General features: G+C 51.8%; 18 protein-coding genes and 1 tRNA gene. 5 read left to right on the forward strand and 14 right to left on the reverse strand.

Features of this window, described 5'->3' with window-relative positions; genetic code table 11:
* Window positions 1-157: 157 nt before the first annotated feature.
* Both ccmB and ccmA read right to left on the reverse strand, forming a co-directional pair.
* On the reverse strand, window positions 158-817 hold the full coding sequence (gene ccmB / locus BRD58_RS12690; protein ID WP_012849289.1) for a heme exporter protein CcmB: 660 nt from the start codon (window positions 815-817) through the stop codon (window positions 158-160).
* On the reverse strand, window positions 814-1437 hold the full coding sequence (gene ccmA / locus BRD58_RS12695; RefSeq protein ID WP_015461970.1) for a cytochrome c biogenesis heme-transporting ATPase CcmA: 624 nt from the start codon (window positions 1435-1437) through the stop codon (window positions 814-816). The genes ccmB and ccmA overlap by 4 nt, the downstream gene beginning before the upstream one ends.
* Before the next feature lie 761 nt (window positions 1438-2198).
* Here ccmA and BRD58_RS12700 point away from each other — a divergent pair.
* From BRD58_RS12700 to BRD58_RS12720, 5 genes are all read left to right on the forward strand, one after another.
* Entirely contained in the window at window positions 2199-2408 is a 210-nt protein-coding gene (locus BRD58_RS12700; RefSeq protein ID WP_015461971.1) for a DUF1656 domain-containing protein, read from the forward strand.
* Window positions 2409-2419: 11 nt separating this feature from the next.
* On the forward strand, window positions 2420-3409 hold the full coding sequence (locus BRD58_RS12705; RefSeq protein WP_012849292.1) for an HlyD family secretion protein: 990 nt from the start codon (window positions 2420-2422) through the stop codon (window positions 3407-3409).
* Between the two features lie 8 nt (window positions 3410-3417).
* A complete protein-coding gene (locus BRD58_RS12710; protein ID WP_073383200.1) occupies window positions 3418-5082 on the forward strand; it encodes an FUSC family protein in 1665 nt (554 codons plus the stop codon).
* 190 nt (window positions 5083-5272) lie between these two features.
* A tRNA-Arg gene (locus BRD58_RS12715) sits at window positions 5273-5347 on the forward strand.
* A 160-nt stretch (window positions 5348-5507) separates the two neighbouring features.
* Entirely contained in the window at window positions 5508-6665 is a 1158-nt protein-coding gene (locus BRD58_RS12720) for a tyrosine-type recombinase/integrase (RefSeq protein ID WP_034162696.1), read from the forward strand.
* 97 nt (window positions 6666-6762) lie between these two features.
* Here the strand turns inward: BRD58_RS12720 and BRD58_RS12725 are convergent, their stop codons facing one another.
* The 12 genes from BRD58_RS12725 to BRD58_RS12780 form a co-directional block, all read right to left on the reverse strand.
* Window positions 6763-7119 (reverse strand): tail fiber assembly protein, encoded by a 357-nt coding sequence (locus tag BRD58_RS12725; protein ID WP_321970052.1) that lies wholly within the window; start codon window positions 7117-7119, stop codon window positions 6763-6765.
* Entirely contained in the window at window positions 7119-8849 is a 1731-nt protein-coding gene (locus BRD58_RS12730) for a prophage tail fiber N-terminal domain-containing protein (protein WP_225865104.1), read from the reverse strand. Before BRD58_RS12730 ends, BRD58_RS12725 begins: the two co-directional genes overlap by 1 nt.
* Before the next feature lie 60 nt (window positions 8850-8909).
* Window positions 8910-9782 (reverse strand): hypothetical protein, encoded by an 873-nt coding sequence (locus BRD58_RS12735; RefSeq protein ID WP_071881868.1) that lies wholly within the window; start codon window positions 9780-9782, stop codon window positions 8910-8912.
* A gap of 179 nt (window positions 9783-9961) precedes the next feature.
* Window positions 9962-10624 (reverse strand): Ail/Lom family outer membrane beta-barrel protein, encoded by a 663-nt coding sequence (locus tag BRD58_RS12740; protein ID WP_034162697.1) that lies wholly within the window; start codon window positions 10622-10624, stop codon window positions 9962-9964.
* 53 nt (window positions 10625-10677) lie between these two features.
* Window positions 10678-11679 (reverse strand): hypothetical protein, encoded by a 1002-nt coding sequence (locus BRD58_RS12745; protein ID WP_073383205.1) that lies wholly within the window; start codon window positions 11677-11679, stop codon window positions 10678-10680.
* Complete coding sequence (locus tag BRD58_RS12750) at window positions 11676-14771, reverse strand: phage tail protein (RefSeq protein ID WP_073383209.1); 3096 nt, start codon at window positions 14769-14771, stop codon at window positions 11676-11678. Before BRD58_RS12750 ends, BRD58_RS12745 begins: the two co-directional genes overlap by 4 nt.
* 59 nt (window positions 14772-14830) lie before the next feature.
* Entirely contained in the window at window positions 14831-15478 is a 648-nt protein-coding gene (locus BRD58_RS12755; RefSeq protein WP_034168787.1) for a tail assembly protein, read from the reverse strand.
* Entirely contained in the window at window positions 15373-16107 is a 735-nt protein-coding gene (locus BRD58_RS12760) for a C40 family peptidase (protein WP_015461977.1), read from the reverse strand. The genes BRD58_RS12755 and BRD58_RS12760 overlap by 106 nt, the downstream gene beginning before the upstream one ends.
* Window positions 16108-16142: 35 nt before the next feature.
* Window positions 16143-16841 (reverse strand): phage minor tail protein L, encoded by a 699-nt coding sequence (locus BRD58_RS12765; RefSeq protein ID WP_073383213.1) that lies wholly within the window; start codon window positions 16839-16841, stop codon window positions 16143-16145.
* Between the two features lie 9 nt (window positions 16842-16850).
* Window positions 16851-17180, reverse strand: a complete 330-nt coding sequence (locus BRD58_RS12770) for a phage tail protein (RefSeq protein WP_015461979.1) — start codon at window positions 17178-17180, stop codon at window positions 16851-16853.
* Between the two features lie 58 nt (window positions 17181-17238).
* Entirely contained in the window at window positions 17239-17586 is a 348-nt protein-coding gene (locus BRD58_RS17955; protein ID WP_073383217.1) for a hypothetical protein, read from the reverse strand.
* Window positions 17587-17639: 53 nt separating this feature from the next.
* Window positions 17640-20310 (reverse strand): phage tail tape measure protein (locus tag BRD58_RS12780; protein ID WP_073383220.1); only part of this gene is annotated, 2671 nt, incomplete at its 5' end.

Consider the following 20310-nt stretch of genomic DNA (forward strand, 5'->3'; position numbering starts at 1 on the left):
TAATGAATGGTCCGGGCTGGCGCCCGGAGTGATGAAAAGTCATTCAAATTCGGCATTTATATACAATAAACGCCGCAAATTTTGTCCTGCCGATAGCCCTAGCATCAACACGGTTTTAGTTATCGCTGCATGCAAGAACCGGCCTATAACTGTCACCCTACTGAATACTCACCCGCAGCGCGGCGGCGGCGGCAAAGGGCGCCAGCGTCATGCTGCCCGCCAGCATCGCGCCCAGGATGGCCAGATAGCCGCCGATGGGCATCCCCATCGACGCCGCGTCGATGGCCGAGGTGGCGAAAATCAGCACCGGGATATAGAGCGGCAGCACCAGCAGGCTCAGCAGCACCCCGCCCTTGCGCAGCCCGACCGTCAGCGCGACCCCGATAGCCCCGATAAAGCTCAGGGTCGGCGTACCGAGCAGCAGCGTCAGCGCGACGGCCTGCCAGGTTGCCGCGTTAAACGACAGCAGCAGCGCCACCAGCGGCGACAGGATCAGCAGCGGCAGCCCGGTCAGCAGCCAGTGGGCGATCACCTTGGCCAGTACCGTCAGCGTCAGCGGCGCCGGGATCAGCACCAGCTGCTCCAGCGAGCCGTCCAGAAAATCGTCCTTGAACAGCCGCTCCAGCGACAGCAGCGCCGCCAGCAGCGCCGCCACCCAGACGATCCCCGGCGCGATGCGCGCCAGCAGCTGCGGCTCCGGCCCGATACTCAGCGGGAACAGCGTGACCACAATCAGAAAAAACCACAGCGGGTTGATGATCTCCGCGCCGCTGCGCAGCGCAATGCGCAGCTCGCGTCGAATGACTGCCAGTATCATACCGCCTTCTCCTCACCGCGCAGGCGCAGGCGACGCATGGCGGGATAATTCAGATCCTGGTGGGTCGTCAGCACGATAGCGCCCCCGGCCGCACAGTGGCGCTCAAATAGCCCGATCAGCCGGGCCACGCCGCGTTTATCGATCGCCGTCAGCGGCTCATCCAGGATCCACAGCGGCGCCTGGCTCAGCCACAGCCGCGCCAGCGCCACCCGACGCTGCTGCCCCGCCGACAGCTGGGCGACCGGAACATCCTCAAAGCCGACCAGCTCGACCTGCGCCAGCGCATCCCAAATGGCGGCCTCATCCGTCTGCCCCAGCACCCGGCAGTAAAACGCCAGGTTCTCAAACGCCGTCATCACGCTTTTGACGCCGGGATGATGCCCTAAATACAGCAAATTCTGCTGATAAGTCTCACGCTGACGACGGATGGGCTGCCCCTGCCACAGAACCTCGCCGCGATCCGGTAAGGCCAGCCCCGCCATCATCCGCAGCAGCGTGGTCTTCCCCGCCCCGTTAGGGCCTTCAATCTGAATTATCTCCCCCGCCTGTACCCGAAAGTCCAGATCGTCAAACAGCACACGCTCATCGCGGCGGCAGCCCAGCCGGGAAATGGTCAACATGGATAGATTCTGTCCTGATTTTAATCGCTGCATAATAGCATAAGCCCTTCGTCCCCCGAACCCCGTAGGTGACACTCCTCCTAACTCATTCGGGGTAAAATAACGCGTGAGATCAAGGATAATCACCGGGTAGATCCCGCCAAGGCACCGGAAATGCCGCCCATACCGACGCAGTTCACATTTTACCGCCCGACGCCCGGCGCGCGCTCCGTCGACAGGAGGAAAGCGGCCGGAGAAAACGCGCTGCGATCTGCGCCAAGAAAAGACGGCGTAGCGCACCTCACCCATCGCGTTGGCGTCAGCCTCCGCGAACCGCGCGCTTTCCTATCCCGCCCCATCATCATTAAGCACAATAAAGAAAGAATTAAGCACAATAAAGAAAGACTTCATTATTTCTTAATTAGATTAGGCTGATATATAGCAAATATATCGCGTATATATATTATGAAAATACATCCCCGCACTACAGCGCAAACACCGCGTCTCTCGCGGCCCCGTAAATGTGATGCCTCGGCGATACGGCGCGCGCCCTCGGCGTCGATTTACGGCGATACGATGGAGAATAGCAGCTATAATAGCATAATAAATATGATGATTTTGGTTAGAAACCCGACAATCCCAGATAGCGCGCGTCGGCTTTAGTGATACATTGGATTTACTTATAAAGATCTGTTTCATTACCACACGAAATAGTAATTATCATTATCAATGGTGTGTTATATAGTACCTAAATAGAACTACTATAATAGCCACAGGTAATCATGGAACTCTTCAACGATGTCGTGTTGCTTAACGCCTTCATCCCCAAGCTGGTGGTATTAGGTATTCTTTGTTTCATTATCACTCAGCTGTCGGTTAAATTTGCCGCACGCTATCGTCTATTACGCTATTTCTGGCATCCGCGCCTGATCGTCTGGGCTTATGCATCGGCCGTCTATGCATTACTGGTTATCGCCACGCTTTATATTTAACGGGTCATGATATGCTAAAGTCACCTGCTTCACGCACGGCGTTATTTCTCGCCATCACCTTCACGATCATTATCTTTGCCATCCATAAATACAATCAGCAGCTGAGCACTCGCCACGGCGTCGTGCGGGCGAATATCATCAATATCGCGCCGCAGGTGAGCGGCCTGGTCACTCAGGTCAATGTGCGTCACAACCAAGCGGTCAAGAAAGGCGATCTGCTCTTCTCCATCGACGACAGCGACTACAAGATCAATCTCCAGAATGCCCAGGCGAATCTGGCGAACGTCGAGCAGCAGCTGCTTGAGCAGAGCGCCGCGGTGCTCTCGGCCAAGGCGGCGCTGCAAAACGCGCAGAGCCAGTACCGCTATCGGCAGGCGAACTTCCAGCGCATCAGTAACCTGAAGCAGCGTAATTTTGCCTCGACCAACGATTACCAGCAGGCCGAGACGGATCTCAGCGTGAGCAAGGGAAATGTGGCCACCGCGCAGGCGCGGCTGCAACAGGCGATCGCCGCCCGCGGCGCTATCGGCCCAGACAATGCGCAGCTGCTGGCGGCCAAGGCCGCCTTGGCGAAGGCCGAGCTGGACCTGGCCCGCACCCACATCTATGCCCCCAGCAACGGAAACATCGCCACGGTCAACCTCAACGTCGGCGACTACGCACGCCCCGGCAGCGCCGTCCTAGCCGAGGTCGATACCGATAACATCTGGGTAGAAGGCGCCTTTCCAGAAACCGTCATCGCCGGCATTCGCGTCGGCGATCAGGCCAAGGTCTACCTGATGGCCGATACCCACATCGTCTACCGCGGCCATGTACAGAGCATCGGCTCCGCGATCAACTCCAAGGAGTTGCCAAACCCGGGCCTGCTGTCGGAGCTGCCCCAGGTCTTTGACTGGGTTCGCCTGGCGGAAAACGTCCCGGTCAATATTCAGCTGGACCCTGGCAGTGACATGGCGAATCTGATTCCGGGGCTCAGCGCTACCGTCGATATCGTTAAATAGGGCGTCCCATGCTACTGCAAAGTTTAAAAGCCCTGCGGCTCACCCTTGCCGTGATGCTCTCGCTCTATATCGCCATGCGACTGGGGATGCACTCGCCGGATTGGGCCGTAACCAGCGCGCTCATCGTCTCGCTGGGGACGATAGGCCAAGTCCGCAGCCGCTGGTGGCAGCGCATCGTCGGTAACTTTGTCGGTGGCTGCATCGGGTTCTTCGTCATCTGGTGGTTAGCGCAGGATCCCTTTACCATCATGCTCTGCGCCGCGCTGTTTGGCAGCGTCTGCACCTATATCAGCCTGACCAATTTTCAATATAAGGATATGTGGCGCTGGGTGCTCATCGGCTTCATCATCGTCTTTAGCGCCTCTCTCTCCAATCCCAGTCACGCCTTCAGCGTACTGTTCGACCGCGTAGGCTGCGTGTTCATCGGCTCCTCGGTGATCTTCATCTTCAACCTGCTGTGGCCGCTGGAGTATGCCGCGTCGTGGCAGAGTCAGTATCACGCTATCCTGGAAAAACTGGACTCCCTGCTCAATAAAGAGGATGTGGATGCGGTGACGCTATACCTGGATCTGTCGCAGAAGATCGACCTGCTGCGTCAATCCATGTCCTTAAACTATAGCGACTACCGCGCCATCTACTCCCATGAATACAATCTGATCAATAAAATCTACGCGCTGGAGAAGCTCAGCCGCCACCTCTACTCCCTGCGAATGCAGCACGCGCTGGATAGCCAGACAAAGGCATGGATTAGCGCCGCCATCGCCGCGGCCAAGGCGCACCAGACCATCCCGTCGATGACGATGGCGCACTCCCCGCGCTACGCCTCGCTGCTGACGCTGATCGCCGCCGATTTGTACGACATCGTGCAGAAAAATGCCACCACTGACGCACAAAGCCGCTTTCGCTGGCAGTGGCAAAACCGCATGTTCAGCGCCGGAACCGACTCCGCCTTTAGCAGCGCGCTCCTGTTCTTTGTCAGCTGTATTCTCAGCATGCTGCTCTGGCGCTATGGCTGGCCCGGCGGTCCTCAGGTGATGCTCTTGACGGCGGTGCTGCTCGTGATGTGCCAATACGGCGAGCGAATGTCGCCCAAGGGGTTCGCCATCGGCTTTAGCCTCGGCACGCTGTTCGCTTTTCCGATCTTTATTTTTCTCCTGCCTAGCCTGCACAGCGCCAACGCATTCTGGCTCAGTATGCTGTTAATCTATTTTCCGATGGCCTTTGTGATAAATGGGCAATATAAAGTGCGGACGCTCCCCTTTATCGCCTTTGCGGTCGCCGTCATGGTCAACGCCAATAGCCACAACTATGTTCCTGGCAATGACTATTTCAACGGCTACACCACCTTTCTCTTCGCCCTGGTCGCCGTCATCACCATCAGCTCGGGAGCGCTAAGCCTACTGGTGGTGAATGATACCGAGACCCGACTCAAGGCGCAGATCGACGGATGGGTCAAGGAGCGCCAGCGTTTTTTCAACCGCCGCAGCCAGGCGCGGAGCAAGATACTGGTACGCCTAGAGCGCCGCACCGACATCATCCTTAGCATGTACAGCAAGCTCGATCCGGCGCAGCAGGAGAATTGGCGTAAAAGGGTATCGACAATACCGTTGATGCTGACGCGCATCCAGCGCTGGGAACATCTCGATACCCCCGCGGCATCGACAAGCGCCTGATGCCGGCGGGGCTACGGCGCCCCCGCTCAGCGCGGCGCCGCGGACTGCGCATTTAGTAGGCGGCGCCGCGCAAAAAGAGCGCGTTCTGTCCCCTCTCCCGAGGATCGGCTTGAAAAAAAGAGAGGGAATACGGTAGGATAGCTCAATGCTTCGGCACGGATAGCGCCGCTGCGCCACACCGTATACACGTGTTCCCTTAGTTAAATGGATATAACGAGCCCCTCCTAAGGGCTAGTTGCAGGTTCGATTCCTGCAGGGAACGCCATTACATAGTTCGTCAACATCCGCATAAGTTCGCTAACCCCACGCCAGATAAGCAATCACAGATAATTTCCGTCCGCTACCGTTCGATTTAGATCGTTGACAGCCGCACTCTTTTGCGGGTAAAAAGCGGGTAAAACATTTTACCCACCGGGATTTTACCCATGCTCACGGTTAAACAGATTGAAGCAGCAAAGCCAAAAGACAAGCCCTATCGCCTACTGGATAGCAACGGGCTATACCTCTACATACCAGCCTCTGGAAAAAAGGTGTGGCAACTGCGTTTCAAACTAGGCGGTAAAGAGAAAATTTTAACCGTGGGTAAATATCCTCTTGTTTCTTTACAAGAAGCTCGCGACAAAGCCTACCAGGCAAGAAAGGATATTGCCGATGGTATAGATCCAGTAAGGACCAAAAAGGAAAGCGAGAAGGATAACTCATTCTCAGTGATCTATAAGGAATGGTACGCCCACAAGCGCCAGGTATGGTCTGAAGGGTATGCGAATGAATTACAGCGGATGTTTGAAACTGATATTCTCCCGCTCATAGGCGCGATGGAGATGAATGAAATCGAGCCTATGGCCCTTTTGTCTGTTGTGAGGCGGATTGAAGAGCGCGGAGCCATGGAGAGAGCAAACAAGGCCCGGCGTCGTTGTGGTGAGGTGTTTCGTTACGCCATAGTAACGGGGAGAGCAAAATACAATCCAGCGCCGGATCTCGCTGATGCAATGAAGGGATACAGGAAGAAAAATTTCCCTTTCCTTCCTGCTGAACAGATCCCTGCATTCAACCAGGCATTGGCTGGATATTCAGGCAGTATAGTTTCGAAGATTGCCACTATGGTGTTGCAGTATACAGCCTTGCGAACCAAAGAGCTCAGATCTATGAAATGGCCTAACGTCGATTTCACTTCCGGACTAATTACGATCGACGAATCGGAAATGAAGAGCCGTAAGCCTCACATTGTCCCTATGTCGCACCAAGTCGCTGAGTTGCTCAAAGCATTAAAGCCAGTCACTGAACCTGTATCGCAGTTTGTATTTGCCGGTAGAAATGATAAAAATAAGTCGATCAGTGAAAATGCCGTTCTATTGGTCATTCGCCAAATCGGCTATGAAGGGCTGGCGAGTGGTCACGGTTTCCGCCACCAATTTAGCACCATTCTACACGAGCACGAATGGCCTTCTGAGGCGATAGAGCGCCAGCTTGCTCACACAGATAAACAGTCCGTGCGCGGGATCTATAACCATGCACAATATATGGATAAAAGGCGAGAGATGATGCAGTGGTGGGCTGACTGGATAGACGGCAATGCCGCATGACCTTCGCGTTACGAACTCAAAGAATTGCCTTATAACATAACCAACGCCGCGCTCACACCGTCCCACGTGTTTATGGCGTCCATGCCCCCCCAATCACTCAACCAGCTGGCTTTGGCGGCCATGTGATATCAGGAGCGGTTGAAGTATCTGCAGCTTTCACCGCCTTGATATACTCCATCCATGCAATAAGCTTCGCCTTATCGACATCATTGATGACGCCTAACGCTAGTTCAGTCCGCCAGTCTGCAGTTACAGCATTAGCTTCATCTAATAACGACTGCCTGTACGCTTCAGCCTGTATGACAAGTTCTTCGTGCGTTGGCGGAGGGTTAACAATTGCCATGGCCTCGCGCTCCGTGATTGCCGTAAGGCCCTCGCTTATATAGTCATCCTGACTGCCATCAGACTCGTAAGCATACACAACATCATGAGCATCTTTAAAATACTTCATCATCACACCATCTCCGACCAAATAATAGAAGCGACTGCCCCGTCCGTCTTTGTTACTGAATAAGTTTCGCCTGATGGGACGATGAATGATAGTGATGGCCCAGAATGGGTTGATGAGTTATTAACGCTAACAGCCCTAGCAACAATAGCACCACCAACCCTTGCTTCTACAGTTCCCCAGCTTGCGCCGTGATAAGAAAATATGACCAGCATCGACCGTGTAGAACTATTTGTATATGTTACCCCCATGACCCTGCCGCTTGTTACGTTTGTGTAGCTTCCCCCCATTGTGGTATCACCAGCGGCAACGCTTCCTGCCGTTATACCAACGTCCAGTTTTGCCGCATTCCCCAATTTAAGGTATTGGATAACATCATTAGCAGTACCAGCCCCCACGATATCACGACCTACCTGTGAAAAATCAGCAAGTCCTACACGGTCAGCGCCAGTGAAATACGATAGCTTATTTGCCGCAGCCGGCAACGCAGCAATCGCAGATAATATGGGGGCCTTATCCTGCTTTGTGTCCAGCTTCCCAAGAATACGATCGGCCTCAGTCTTGGCGCTCTGAGCTGATCCTGCCGCCGCTGATGCGCTACCGGAAGCGGCTGTCTCCGAGGCTTTCGCTGCACTAGCACTACCAGCTGCTGCGCTGGCGGAGCTTGATACCTGTGACACTGACTGCGCAGCAGATGATGCACTCCCAGCTGCTGCAGTTTCCGAGGCTTTAGCAGCACTAGCACTGCCAGTTGCAGCACTGGACGATCCCGCCGCCTGTGATGCTGACTGAGCGGCTGCTGTTTGCGAATTATGAGCACCGCTTGCCGATCCTGCAGCCTGCTCTGCAAAGGAATGTGCTTCCGTGGCACTGGATGCGGCGCGATCTGCATCTGCACGCACAGCCTCCCTCAGAGTGGCCTCGGTTGCCTGTGCCGCTTTTACAGCGGCATCTGTTGCTGCAGTTTCCGCAGAGGAGGCCGCCGCCAGCTCCGACGCTTTCGCGGCGTTCTGGCTGGCCAGCGCCGCAGCTGCGCTGTCTACCACTGCCGATTCTGAACCATGCGCCGCCTGCTGACTGGCCTGCGCGGCCTGGGCGCTACTGGCCGCCGCCCGTTCTGATTCTTTAGCTGCATTCTGACTGGCCAGCGCTGCAGCTGCGCTGTCTGCTGCCGCAGACTCCGAGGCTTTGGCCGCTTGCTGGCTGGACTGCGCAGACTGGGCGCCACTAGCAGCCGCCAACTCCGACGCTTTCGCGGCGTTCTGGCTGGCCAGCGCTGCGGAAGCACTCGCAGCTACTGCTGATTCAGATGCATGGGCAGCATTTTGACTATCTAAAGCAGCGCGAGCACTCTCTGCGGTGGCATCCCTATTCTTTTCAACCTCTGCAGATTGGGCCGACACTTTGGCCACCATCACTTCAAACTCTTTCATCACGTCAGGGCGTAAATCACCATCCTGTGGGAGCCCAAGAAAATAGTTCAGCGTACCATCAGGAGAGTCGTGGTAAATCTGAATATCCCCGACATACTCCGGCGGATATCCATCCACACAGAGCGTTACGCGGTACTGCCCTGGCTCCGCTGCCATGTCATATAGCCCTGCCTCTCCAGGGCTCTGTGATGCGACAGTATGAACAATGACGCTTGCGCTCGTTCGTAGCGCTTTCAACGCAATTTCACAATGGGTAATAGGTTTCCCCATCCCATTTTTTAGGATGCCGGTAATGCGTGCCATATTGACTCCATAAATAAAAAAGGCCACCGATGGTGGCCCTGTTACTTAGTGACTATTTATTCAGAATGGGAGAGTCCAAGTAATACTAATGGTCCCATCTCGAAAGTTAGCATTACGATCACCTCGCCAAAAATACCGTGTTCCGCTATAGTTACTATATGAAATTGATAAATCACCAGGTTGATAACCTGAAACATAGCCAATGCTATAGGTATAGTCTGCATCCCATGGTTGTTGCTGAGATCTATCTGGGTAAAAGAACGTCGAAACCCTGAAAAAATAATTATGTTTTAATGTATACCCGCAACTTCCAAGCAATACACTCTTCCCTTTCCGTATTCTACTCTCTTGTGTCGAGTAATATCTTGGGCCATATAAATAGCCTATTTGGCATGTTAGGCTATCACTAGGATATATCAATATATTTTTATTCCATGAGTTCGGAAGCGAAAACTTATATGCCGCAGTAATCATTCCTTGCTCTATTTTTGTTCTGCGATCACCTTCTTGTGGGAAGAATTTATTATTGTCACCATAATTGCTATATACTAGGCTGAATGTTCCTGGCCTCCAATCATCATAGCCAAAACTATAAACAAAATCAGCTCTATAACGATTAATATTTTGCAATGGTGTCCTAACCGTCAAATTAGCAAAAAAAGAGCTTAATGGGGAGTACTGAAAACTAACAAAGACTCTTTGGTTATATATGTTTTTGGTCTCACTCTCAGTATAACTTACTGGTATATACTTGTCTTGATTAGACAATGGTGCATTATAAGTAATAGCTGTAGACAATCTCGCTTCTGAACCAGAAAAAAGGCGAGACCACGGGGTGGTAAACACGGGAACAGAGTCCTCTGCACCATCAGCACCAAAAGCACATATCGGAAAAATAAAAAACAATAAAAAAACATATTTTCTCTTATTCATTTATCTCATCTCAACCATCCTTAGGCTTTTCTTTAATTAAGAATAGATACAGGTGGATGCTTTCTCCACCCCATAGAGAGAAAACAACAAAATGAATACACATCTTATTGATTTATAAGAAAGTGCAAAGCGAACCAATAACATTTAATCGCACCACACTTACCCGTCATGTCAAAACTCTAAAAAATAAGACCAACCCCAACCAAAAAGCCATGGCTGCGGTCATCACCGCCAACACCGGTATATGAGAAGTCCAGGACATAACCTCCAGCGTTAAGCTGGACTCCGGCGGCGTAAGCCATCGATACACGGGTTAACTGCTGCTCCGCAGTGTGCAAAGCCGTCCCAAGCGCATCGTTAGCGCCATCATCCACCTGAATATGCCAGCTCAGCCGATCAACGCTGGCACCCGCCAGCCCATATAAACTGAGATTGTCGGTAACTCGATACGATGGACCCGCCATGATCCCCCATCGCTGGGAACGGCTACGCCCATCAACAAGTACAGGGACACCCGGTCCATAATTATGCCCGCGCCGGATCTGCATTCCCCGGCGTAATCCCGTGTAACTTAGCCGCCCTATCACGCCCCAGCAGTCGGTAAACTCATAGCGATAGGAAAGTGCAACACCTTCAGCATCGCGGTATGGCGCCGTGGACGCACCAAAGTGTTCAGATCCAATAAACTGATCTGTAATCTGCTTAAACTCAACCAGATCTTTCTCAACCTGGATATTCGATTGCTGTATATAATTCAGCGTTATTGTTGAATCACCTGAACTCGCTTGGGCCATACCAGCAGCAAAAAGCAAAATAGCAGGACATAAAATGCATACACGCATACCAGATCCTTTTATGAAGGGTTAATGTGAAATAGTAGAAATAAGGGAGGAAGTTAAAAGGAGAAGTAATCTTCTGCGTCGAGTACCATCAATGGCGAGTCACCAACAAACCATGGCGATGAATGAGCAAACTCACCAGAAACCCGCCCCATTGCTGCGCCGATCGAAAAGCCATCGCTACGCTGATATAGCTTGCGAACCCCACACTGACCAACACCAGTAGGCATATACATTGGCCTGCGAACGCCGGAAACCCCGGTCATACTATTTTGAGCCATGCCATTCATATTTAATAGTATTGGTCGTGTTAGCATACGCCACCCTGAGTTATAGGCCAGCACGCCATTATTGTATAGCTCAAGGCCATAGGTATCACGTTGAAGCCCGCCACCTCCATTTCCTGTACCAAAGATAACAACTTTAGCACGAACAGATCTTGGCGCCGCATTACTGATATCTACCGGGTAAAAATTTATTTGCTGCGGTTCCTCATGGCACGATATACAAACATTAGGATCAGTAGTATAGAAAAATACCACAGAGTTATATCGATTAAATGCTGGGTTGATTCTGGACGGAGCCCATCCGTAATCTATGGTTACCTCTCCTCTGAAAAGCTCAGTGCTAAATGATGTATCACCTGTCAACCTAAATAATGCAGACCCATTTAACACTTCCAAACCATATGTGGCTTTCTGCTGCGTTTTAGTCGGCCACGCAATGACAGCATAAAACAGGGCAGGAATACGATAATCGGCGGTATTGGTTGTATCTATAAGCACTCGCCTTGCGCCATCAAGGCGCGAGTATCTCCGATGAAACCCCCACGGCCCTCCTATCGATAACCTGTCATAACCAGCGATGGGGGCACTATTCCAGCAATAGTAATCGTACCCATCAGGAATAACGACACCTGTATTGAATGGCGCCTTGGCGAGATTTAAGCCATCACCAGGAACTCTTGATACTCCCAAAATTTTTGATACGGTTGTCTCGCTGTTCAGCGTTAGGAATGAACCATCATCACGAAAAATTCTCAGACCATAGTCACTCATACCAGCGTTTTCCTCAAATCTCCCAATTTTATAACTGGCCGGCCTGATTCATCATTAATCTGTATCAGATCGCTATCCATCATTAAACCAACGTGGCTATCTTTGTGAGATCGAATGGTGAGCTGTCCATCTGGAGTAACAATAAACCTATCGTTAATATTGAGTGATTTCATAAAAGCCTCATCAATAATAACCTGGCCATTCTGAATGATGAAAGGCAACAACTCGCTGCCATTATTGGGATTCATAACGGCAAAACGATCGGCAAGTATCAGCACTTGGCCAACACCTCCCTCAGCCGTGGCCTGAATCCCGGCAATAACCTTTTTACCGTCTTGTGTGGTCTGAACCTGCATTGACCACATGGCAGACACATCGCCCTTAAGATCTGCCTGCGCCTTAGAAATCACCTGGACAGCAGAAGCATTTTCACCGACCTGAGCATTAACGTTATCAATCTTCTGAGATAACGCAGCATCCTCCGTCGCAACAGTCTGAGACAACGCCTGCAATTGAGCCTTAGAGTCACCAACAGCAGACTCCAGAACCGTCAGCGCCTGATCAACTTTAGCTTCTGAATCATCCAGAGCTTTATTAAACTCATCACGCACCAGATTATTATCAATGCCTTTCAGAAAATCCTGCGTCATTTGGTCAGAGGTGATTTTGTCTTTCAGAATATCGAGGACACCATCAGCATCACTATTTACCTGACCAACAGCCTCAACGAAAACAGACTTTCCAACCTGATTAACACTGCGAACATAAAAGTAATAATCTGTACCTAACTTCAACAACTGATCTTTTACCCAATAACTCGCGATCCCCAACCGCGATGCTTGTGATTCGATCTGCCGTACATCAACAATTCGATTTTCAGAAAACCAAAATTCGAACTGCGTATCTTTCTGGTAATAACTAAGACGCGGATTAACCGTTATCTGAAAATAGCCTGGCGTTAACTCAATAAATGCTGGCGCCTCCGGTTCAGATATATTGAACGCCACAGAGGATGGATCACCTTTCTGACCGAACTGGTTAATTGCTCTTACAGACAACTCATATTTACCGAGAGGAAGTAATGAAAAACGATATTCCATATCGGAGGTTGTCTGCGTTCCGACAACACGATCAGAGCGATTCAGTTTTAGCTCAAACTGCACACCGCTAACTACCCTTGGCGTATCCCACCGCGCAATGGCCTGGTATTGACCATCGTCCGGGGTTACCTCTACAGCGAGATGCTCTACGGCTGGAGGAATAGAGGAGCTATCTGAGCCTGGTTTGGGGTCAAAGTTAGCACCATTATCAACAATTGCCTCTTTCTCTGGGACATGTTGAATGGCCACAACGCTATAAGTGCCGTCTCGATTATCCTTGATAGATATGCAACGATATAAACGCTGACGCAGGGACGGCAACAGCAATGACCACACGCCAAACTCTTTTAGCCCGACGGGGATACGCTTTAACAACAGCGTATCAGGGGCCGGATGCCCTTCAACATCCAGGCGAACAGGACGACCATCATCACCAATAGTGTTTACGGTAACCTTACCGTTTGGCAGAGTGACGGCCCTATCCAAGGTAATAGTCCGCCGCGCAACATCAACATGAAGCAATCGCCCGCCAATCTGGTTAGCGGCATAGTCATTATCAGCGACCTCGATCACATCACCCGGTAAATGCTTGAGCCCGTCAGCACCGACTTTGAAAGATACGGTTTGCACCTCAAGTTTTTCCGTCGTTAAAATCCACAGGCCATGTCGATGCGCTTGTCCTCTGCTTGTACAGCAAAAGGCGTCGACATCGATCTGATTCAACCCATTAGCAGCAATCGATAAATCATCTGATACATACTCAAAATCCTCTTTCCACCCGTTGTCAGGGTTAATCCAACGAACGAGTACCGCATTATGCCTAGATGATTTTGGGCTAAAGGTATACGAAAACTTACCATCTACCACATTGGCATTGGTATAGGGCCAAACGCAATCAGCGGGGCGATCCTGAATAAAGGTAAGTTGCTGACCGTTCCAGACGGGCATACACCGCATGATGGAGCAGAAATCGCTAATCACCTCATAAGCAGAACGGCGATCGGTAATATACCCATTACAGCGCATACGCGGCTCGTCACCGCCATAACCATTGGGCACCATGGCATCAGCATATTGTCCTATTGCGTAAAGAGCCCATTTATCCACAATAACTGAGCCAATTTTTTTACCGAGACCATAGCGGGGATGGGTCAGCACATCGTATAGACACCAAGCAGGATTATCTGTCCATCCTGGTTTGAATGAGCCATCCCATATACCGCTATACTCCCTGGTCAGCGGGTTATAATTCGCGGGGATTTGCACAATGCGCCCACGGATGTGATAGTTACGACTTGGGATTTCACTACCGTACTGCTCACTGTCAAATGTCAACCCGACAACTGCCGTATTGGGATACTGCTGTTGTACGTCAATAATCTCGGTGTAACTGGCCCACAGCGTTTTGTTTTGTAGTGTGTCGCTGCTGCTGTTAGGTGTATTTCTCACCATTCTGATATCAAACGGACGCGGCGGGAGATCGTCGATCACCAACGCATTCAGATATTGCGATGTTGTTTTCCCAGAGATCGTAATGTTTCGCTCTGTCACCCACGCCTTATCCCGCATAATCTGGATCTGCAAATCAACTGACGTTCCAACACGGTCGCCGTTGTCCTTAACCTGCACCAAGGACTGCACACCAAACGTAAAGCGCAGGCGGTCAATGTTTGTAGAGGTAATGGTGCGAGTCAACGGTGCGCCGTTTTTAATTTCAGCGTTTACCGGCACCTCCGTTCCCGACCCTTCAAACCCTTTCAGTGCCGGCTGCTCGTTCTCACCAGCTACCCACTGCAGGCTCATGCCATTCACGTTACTGTTGCCGTTACTGTCCACCGCCGGCGTCATTTTCAGCAGGACACTCTGCAGGCCATTAACCGGTCCCTCGATTGGCCCTTCACCGATCGCATCGATAATTGAAACCTTCTGCTTTGATTTCAGGCTATCGGGTTGTTCATAAGGCGTATGCTGCTCGCCCCCACCTTTTCCCATGGTCTGTGCTCCAGAAACAGAAAAACCACCCGAAGGTGGCTTATTGAATAGCGCGAAAATTATAACTTCTGACCAGCCTTACCGAGATCGACATCGGTATCACCGTTGCCATCCCATACACTGACAGACTGCGATATAACCCGCGACCCGGTGAGGATCTCGCCATAGGGAATGGGCATGACATTTCCCTGTGAAACAGCATTATCCAGGTTAGAGAAATAACTGTTACCCTTTCCGTTATCGCTCTGTGATGACGCTGGCGTCCGAGGTGTTGGCGTCAGCATTTGAGCAACACCTCCCAACATCATCCCGATACCCGCCGCTGTAAGGGCTGAGCTAATCCCTGTCCAAGATGTCAATAAACCAACGGTAGTGAGTACGGCACCAGCAATAAACTGGAAGATACCGCCTTTCGCCGCGCCCTCCATACGCGGGACGATATGCACAATCGCCCCGATGGGAAGTGGCTCATGCAAACGCTGCATTACTTTGTCTGGTGCCACATCATGACCCGCAATACGCACCTGATACCACCCTGCGCGTAAGTGCTGACGTAAACCACTAACCTGCACTAGCAAGGCGTGGAGCCCCTCAGCTGCCGTCATGACCTGTAATGGAATTCTGCGGCCAAATCGTTGCAGATCCCCGTGAAGGAGGAAGGTTGCCATTCCGCATGTCGCCACAGGCTGTGTATGCGTCGTTGCCATGATCCGGTTAACTCCTCTCGCTTGCTGAGTTGGTTTGGAAGGTGATGCAGGATGGTCTGCCCACCACAGTAAATGGCGGCGTGGTTAGCGACAGAGCAGCCATAGCAGAACAGCATAATGTCACCTGCCTGTGCCGCACCTTTGACCTGCCTGAATCCTGTGGCCGCCATATTATCCAGATAGAGATTTTGCCCATGTCGCCACCAATCATCCTCACGAGGAAAATCCGGCATAGCGATTCCAGCCAGATGATAGGCATCCTGGAACAGGGTGTAACAGTCCATCACGCCATGTTCAAATTGCCTGCCCAACAACGGCGGAACGCAGCGGAATCTCTGGACTGAACCATCACAGACCAACCACCAAGGCAAAGCACTTTGTACTTGGAGTAACCGATCTGCAGAGCTTAAATGCGGGGGGCCATCCGGGTGGCTATGCACCAGCGCGATAACATCGCCTTTGGTCTGTGCCGTCAAAAAGTCCTCTGGCGTCATTCGAAAATACTGCGTTGGCTCAATCGAACGATTCTCAGCCGGCAGGAAAATATCACCTTGTTGTGTGCGTACTACATAACCGCACGCCTCCATAGGCGCGCATTGGCTGGCGTACGCGATGAGATCATCAACCATATGACTCCCAATGAAAAAAGCCCACCAAGGTGGGTTCACCTCGATAGCTTACTGATCGACAGGAATCCACCAAAGCGGCCCATGTTATTACGCAGATCACACGATTTACGGCACTTCCCACACTTGTCTTTGAGCGGATCGCTAGTCGGTTTATCAAACTCATCGGCCACAGCCGCCCCCCGGTAACCACACTCATCAGAGCGATATACCCAGGAGCAAATGTCCGCCAACATGGTCCTGCCAGGGAACTGAGCGCCATCAGTCTCTGTCGGAATAGAGAGCGTGAATATAGCCCACTCACAGGTTAGCTCCGACAGCTGCTGAACCTCATAGCGAGATACAACCTCCTCGGTGGGATCTGCCGTAGGATTCCCACGCTCAAAGTTCTCCTCATCCAAAAAGCAGGCATAGACCTGTCTCCGTACTACTCTAGCGCCAACCAAGCCATCATAATCCTCTGCTAGCCCAGTAATCAGGCCAAACAGATTGGATAACTTCATCGTTGGGCGGTTACCGGGCCCCTTGCCGTTAAACTCAAATCCATCACCACCGGCAGGGTATGGTTCATATTTACGCCCCTGCCAGATAATAGCCTTTCCGCGCTCATTAACCCCATCGTGGAAAAAGAAGCGTGTACCGCCAAATGGGGTGAGATCGATCTCCCACAAATCGAGGTGGGGATTTTGCGTAAACTCCCCCAGCTGTCTCAGTGTGCCTTGAGGGATATCTTGCATACAGCCTCCTTATGCCGCCACCTGATCGAACTTGCAGGATACGTCAACATAGTTGTTATAGACCTGCTCAGACCATTCACGGCATACCACACGGATCAGGACGTGCCTCTGTGGAGAGCGCCACAGGAACGCCTTTACTGCACCTTGACGACGGAAAAACGCTTCGATCTCCCTAAACTCGTCATGGCTAACGCGGAATACCGGGGAATAGCTCTCCAGGATATGGTTAATGCCAGCTGGCCGCCGCTGCTCATAGCCATCGCCAAATTTAACCACCGTAACGCTGGGCTTAATGGACGCCCCCATAGCTGGCCGTGGCGACCAGTGAAAAGTATCCATATTTATTTATCTCAATAGTAAAAACCCGCCGAATGGCGGGTTAGATAGATAGAATTACTTATATTTTATAACCGGCGTCCGTACATGTTGGGAAAAATATAGAATCATTAGTCACCATACCTTGCGCCCAATTTATCACGCCACTTTTATTCTTTCTTACCTCTAAGATAATAGGCGTATTCCCAACATATCCACCATATGAATTTTTAGAGTTAACATATCCACAGTATGTATCACCGCCTTTGTAATCTTGCCAAATATATTTGGCACTGTCTGGATCTTTAAGTTGAGAGCTGATTACACCAATAATCACTTGCTTTTCTGATTGCACCAGCTCCCTCGCCATGACAGATGTCGAAACAAACGCCGACACACCACATAGGACTAACAATATTAATTTTCTCATAACGCCTCCTATCTGTGTTGTGCCCGAATACTGGCACAATCCAGGAGAAAACGCTAAGACCGACGCCGGACGAACTGATCCAGATCGCCGCCATCACGCATTGCATCTTGCAACTTAGCCTCTACCGTGCCGATCACCCACTGTTTAACCTCCTTCGTGAAAGCCGGCTGCTGCGTATTATCGACATCACCTTTGTCTTGATGCACTGATATAGGAACCGAAATGCTCAGCGTAATCGGCGCCTTTGGCGTTGCCACTGACGCAGAGGGTGATGGCGTCGATGGCGATCTCCCCCCAACCAACCCCCCATCAGCATAACCCTTTCCATAAGTCAGTTGATTGAGAAAGCCCAACATACCCGGTTGCTTTACCACCTCTTGAGGGACAACCCATTCTCCTCGGTGAACGACACCTGCAACGTCATGCTTTCCGCCATCACCGGTATAGCCACCACTGGCCCACCCCATGAGACTGGTTCCGGCTTTAACCAAATTAAATATGGCCATTTTTGCCATCATAGCGGCAATATCAGATAATACTGAGGTTGCAAAGGAGCGGAAATCGCCCTTACCCTTCACGACAAAGTTCGCTACCGCATCCCCCATCGAGTTCATGGTATTCATCGCCGCATCCTGCGCCAGACTAAAGGAGTTACCTGCAGCCTCTTGCCAGTCCTGCAGCCCTTTTTTCATCCCCTCATAGCCATCGGCTTCAATCGTAACTTTTTTATCGTTACTAGCCTGAACTATAGCCAGCTGCGCACTTTCAGCATTGCGGAGCTGCTCTACCCTATCTAAATACCACTTCGAGCTCTTATCATTGAATAACTTATCTAATTGCTCTCTCCGCTTCCGAAAATCGTCCTGAATGCGCTGGATCTCAACCATCTGATCATAGGCGGCTGGGGTCATGCTCATCTGCGCAATTTTGTTGTTATGCTCCTGCTGCAACTGGCGGGTAGATTCGGCCACATCACGCATCTGCTCCTGGGCTTTCAACGCAATCTGATGCTGCTGCGCGGCTTTCTCCAGGCTGACGTTGATCTGCAGCTGGGCGCGTAGTTGGGCCTCGGCGTTCAGCAAGCTCTTCTGACTGGCTGTCAGTATCCGTTTGCTTTTTATCTCTGCCATTTCCTGATTAAAGGCCAACAGCTTTTTCTCAGCGGCGGTCAGATCTTCAGTCGTCGTATTCTGCTGGCGCAGCACCACCTCCTGCTGCTTTAACTCCGCCAAGCGGCGAGTGGCCTCATCATCCTTATGAGCTCCCGTTGCTTTCTTCTGGCGTTCGCTATACATCTTATCGACGCCTTTCAACGCCTGTGCATACTCGTCAGCCGTCATCCTGCCTGCTTTATAGCGGGCGTTGATTGCATCGGTGAGTTTGATAGCCTCGACTTTCTTATCGGCGCCCGCTTTCATCACAGCCGCGATCTGACTTTCCGTGCGCAGTGTTTCTAATGCCTGCTGCTGCTCATCCTTGAGTTTACGGGTTCGCTCTTCGGCTTTTGCCTTATCATCGGCCGCGGAGGATGAGGCGGCCTTAATCTGCGGTATCTGCGCAGATAACAGACCAAACTCCCCCATCGCAACGTTGGCGCCGCGCCAGCCCAACGCCAGGTGCTTCAGCGACTCGGTCTGTTCATCTGTCAGGCGCTTCTGCTCTTCCAGATTGCGCTTGGCCGCCTCTGCCGCCTCCTTTTGCGCCAGATCACCGGCAGCGACCTTTTCCCCCCGGCGCTCCAGCGCGGCAATCTGCTGAATGATGGTTTCATTTAACACCACGCCCTGCTGCGTCAACTGTTCCATGGCACGTAGCGGATCATCACGCAGGGCGCTCAGCTGGCTGACCAACTCATCCGCACTACCGCCGGCTTCATCTATCTGCCTGGCCAGATCGGCAACCTCAGTCAATGCCCCCCCGGAGAACCCAGCGGATACCGCCGCCTGAACCCCCTTCATAGCGCTCTCTGTCCCGCCAAGTTGGGTGGCTAACCGACGCAGATCAGAAACCGTCATTACAGACTGCATGCCGCTTTTCATCAGCGCAGCATTGAACTTTTGCGCCTCCATTTCGGCGGTGTTATACGCTGAGTACAGCATCGTGACTGCAGCCGATGCCGCCATAATGCCGATACCAACGGGACCGCCCAAAAGAGACATCGCCCCACGCAACATGCCAGCGCTACTGGCTGCCATGCGCTGACTAAACGACAGCTCCTGATTGGCGGCGGATAACTGATCCGTTGCAGCTGCCAGTTGTTTCTTTGCTGTCGCTTCGGTGGAATCCAACTCCACCATCTGCAAATTGGCCGCAACCAGCTTTTTCTTGGCGTTGGCCTCAGCGAGGTTAGCCTCAGCGATCACCCTGGCATTTTGCTCATGCTCTTTTTCATAAGAAAGCAGGATGCCATATTCCTTATTGACCTGAGACTGATTCGCTAAATACTCATCCAGCGCGAACGCCTGCTCACGCTGAGCAGTTGCTGCGTCGATCGTTTTACGGGCGATATCTGCCTGAGCCTGGGCCTGCTCTCGCGTTGCCTTTATGCCGCTGATGACTCCTTGCGCGTGCTCGGCCTGCGCAGTCATCGCCTCAAAAAATGCAACTTTTTGCTGCTGTAACCCACCGGTGCTCTTCTCTATCGCCGTGGTCAGCCCCGTCCCCAACGCCGGGATCAGGGCCGATGTAATGGTGCTCCCGGCAACCGTCCCGCCGGACACTACA

Source organism: Edwardsiella piscicida (assembly GCF_001896205.1).
GTDB classification, from domain to species: Bacteria; Pseudomonadota; Gammaproteobacteria; order Enterobacterales; family Enterobacteriaceae; genus Edwardsiella; species Edwardsiella piscicida.

Excerpts from the sequence above, each read along its gene's own strand:
- ccmB (WP_012849289.1), bottom strand. The coding sequence starts at position 817 with ATGATACTGGCAGTCATTCGACGCGAGCTGCGCATTGCGCTGCGCAGC.
- ccmA (WP_015461970.1), bottom strand. The coding sequence starts at position 1,437 with ATGTTGACCATTTCCCGGCTGGGCTGCCGCCGCGATGAGCGTGTGCTG.
- BRD58_RS12700 (WP_015461971.1), top strand. The coding sequence starts at position 2,199 with ATGGAACTCTTCAACGATGTCGTGTTGCTTAACGCCTTCATCCCCAAG.
- BRD58_RS12705 (WP_012849292.1), top strand. The coding sequence starts at position 2,420 with ATGCTAAAGTCACCTGCTTCACGCACGGCGTTATTTCTCGCCATCACC.
- BRD58_RS12710 (WP_073383200.1), top strand. The coding sequence starts at position 3,418 with ATGCTACTGCAAAGTTTAAAAGCCCTGCGGCTCACCCTTGCCGTGATG.
- BRD58_RS12720 (WP_034162696.1), top strand. The coding sequence starts at position 5,508 with ATGCTCACGGTTAAACAGATTGAAGCAGCAAAGCCAAAAGACAAGCCC.
- BRD58_RS12725 (WP_321970052.1), bottom strand. The coding sequence starts at position 7,119 with ATGATGAAGTATTTTAAAGATGCTCATGATGTTGTGTATGCTTACGAG.
- BRD58_RS12730 (WP_225865104.1), bottom strand. The coding sequence starts at position 8,849 with ATGGCACGCATTACCGGCATCCTAAAAAATGGGATGGGGAAACCTATT.
- BRD58_RS12735 (WP_071881868.1), bottom strand. The coding sequence starts at position 9,782 with ATGAATAAGAGAAAATATGTTTTTTTATTGTTTTTTATTTTTCCGATA.
- BRD58_RS12740 (WP_034162697.1), bottom strand. The coding sequence starts at position 10,624 with ATGCGTGTATGCATTTTATGTCCTGCTATTTTGCTTTTTGCTGCTGGT.
- BRD58_RS12745 (WP_073383205.1), bottom strand. The coding sequence starts at position 11,679 with ATGAGTGACTATGGTCTGAGAATTTTTCGTGATGATGGTTCATTCCTA.
- BRD58_RS12750 (WP_073383209.1), bottom strand. The coding sequence starts at position 14,771 with ATGGGAAAAGGTGGGGGCGAGCAGCATACGCCTTATGAACAACCCGAT.
- BRD58_RS12755 (WP_034168787.1), bottom strand. The coding sequence starts at position 15,478 with ATGGCAACGACGCATACACAGCCTGTGGCGACATGCGGAATGGCAACC.
- BRD58_RS12760 (WP_015461977.1), bottom strand. The coding sequence starts at position 16,107 with ATGGTTGATGATCTCATCGCGTACGCCAGCCAATGCGCGCCTATGGAG.
- BRD58_RS12765 (WP_073383213.1), bottom strand. The coding sequence starts at position 16,841 with ATGCAAGATATCCCTCAAGGCACACTGAGACAGCTGGGGGAGTTTACG.
- BRD58_RS12770 (WP_015461979.1), bottom strand. The coding sequence starts at position 17,180 with ATGGATACTTTTCACTGGTCGCCACGGCCAGCTATGGGGGCGTCCATT.
- BRD58_RS17955 (WP_073383217.1), bottom strand. The coding sequence starts at position 17,586 with ATGAGAAAATTAATATTGTTAGTCCTATGTGGTGTGTCGGCGTTTGTT.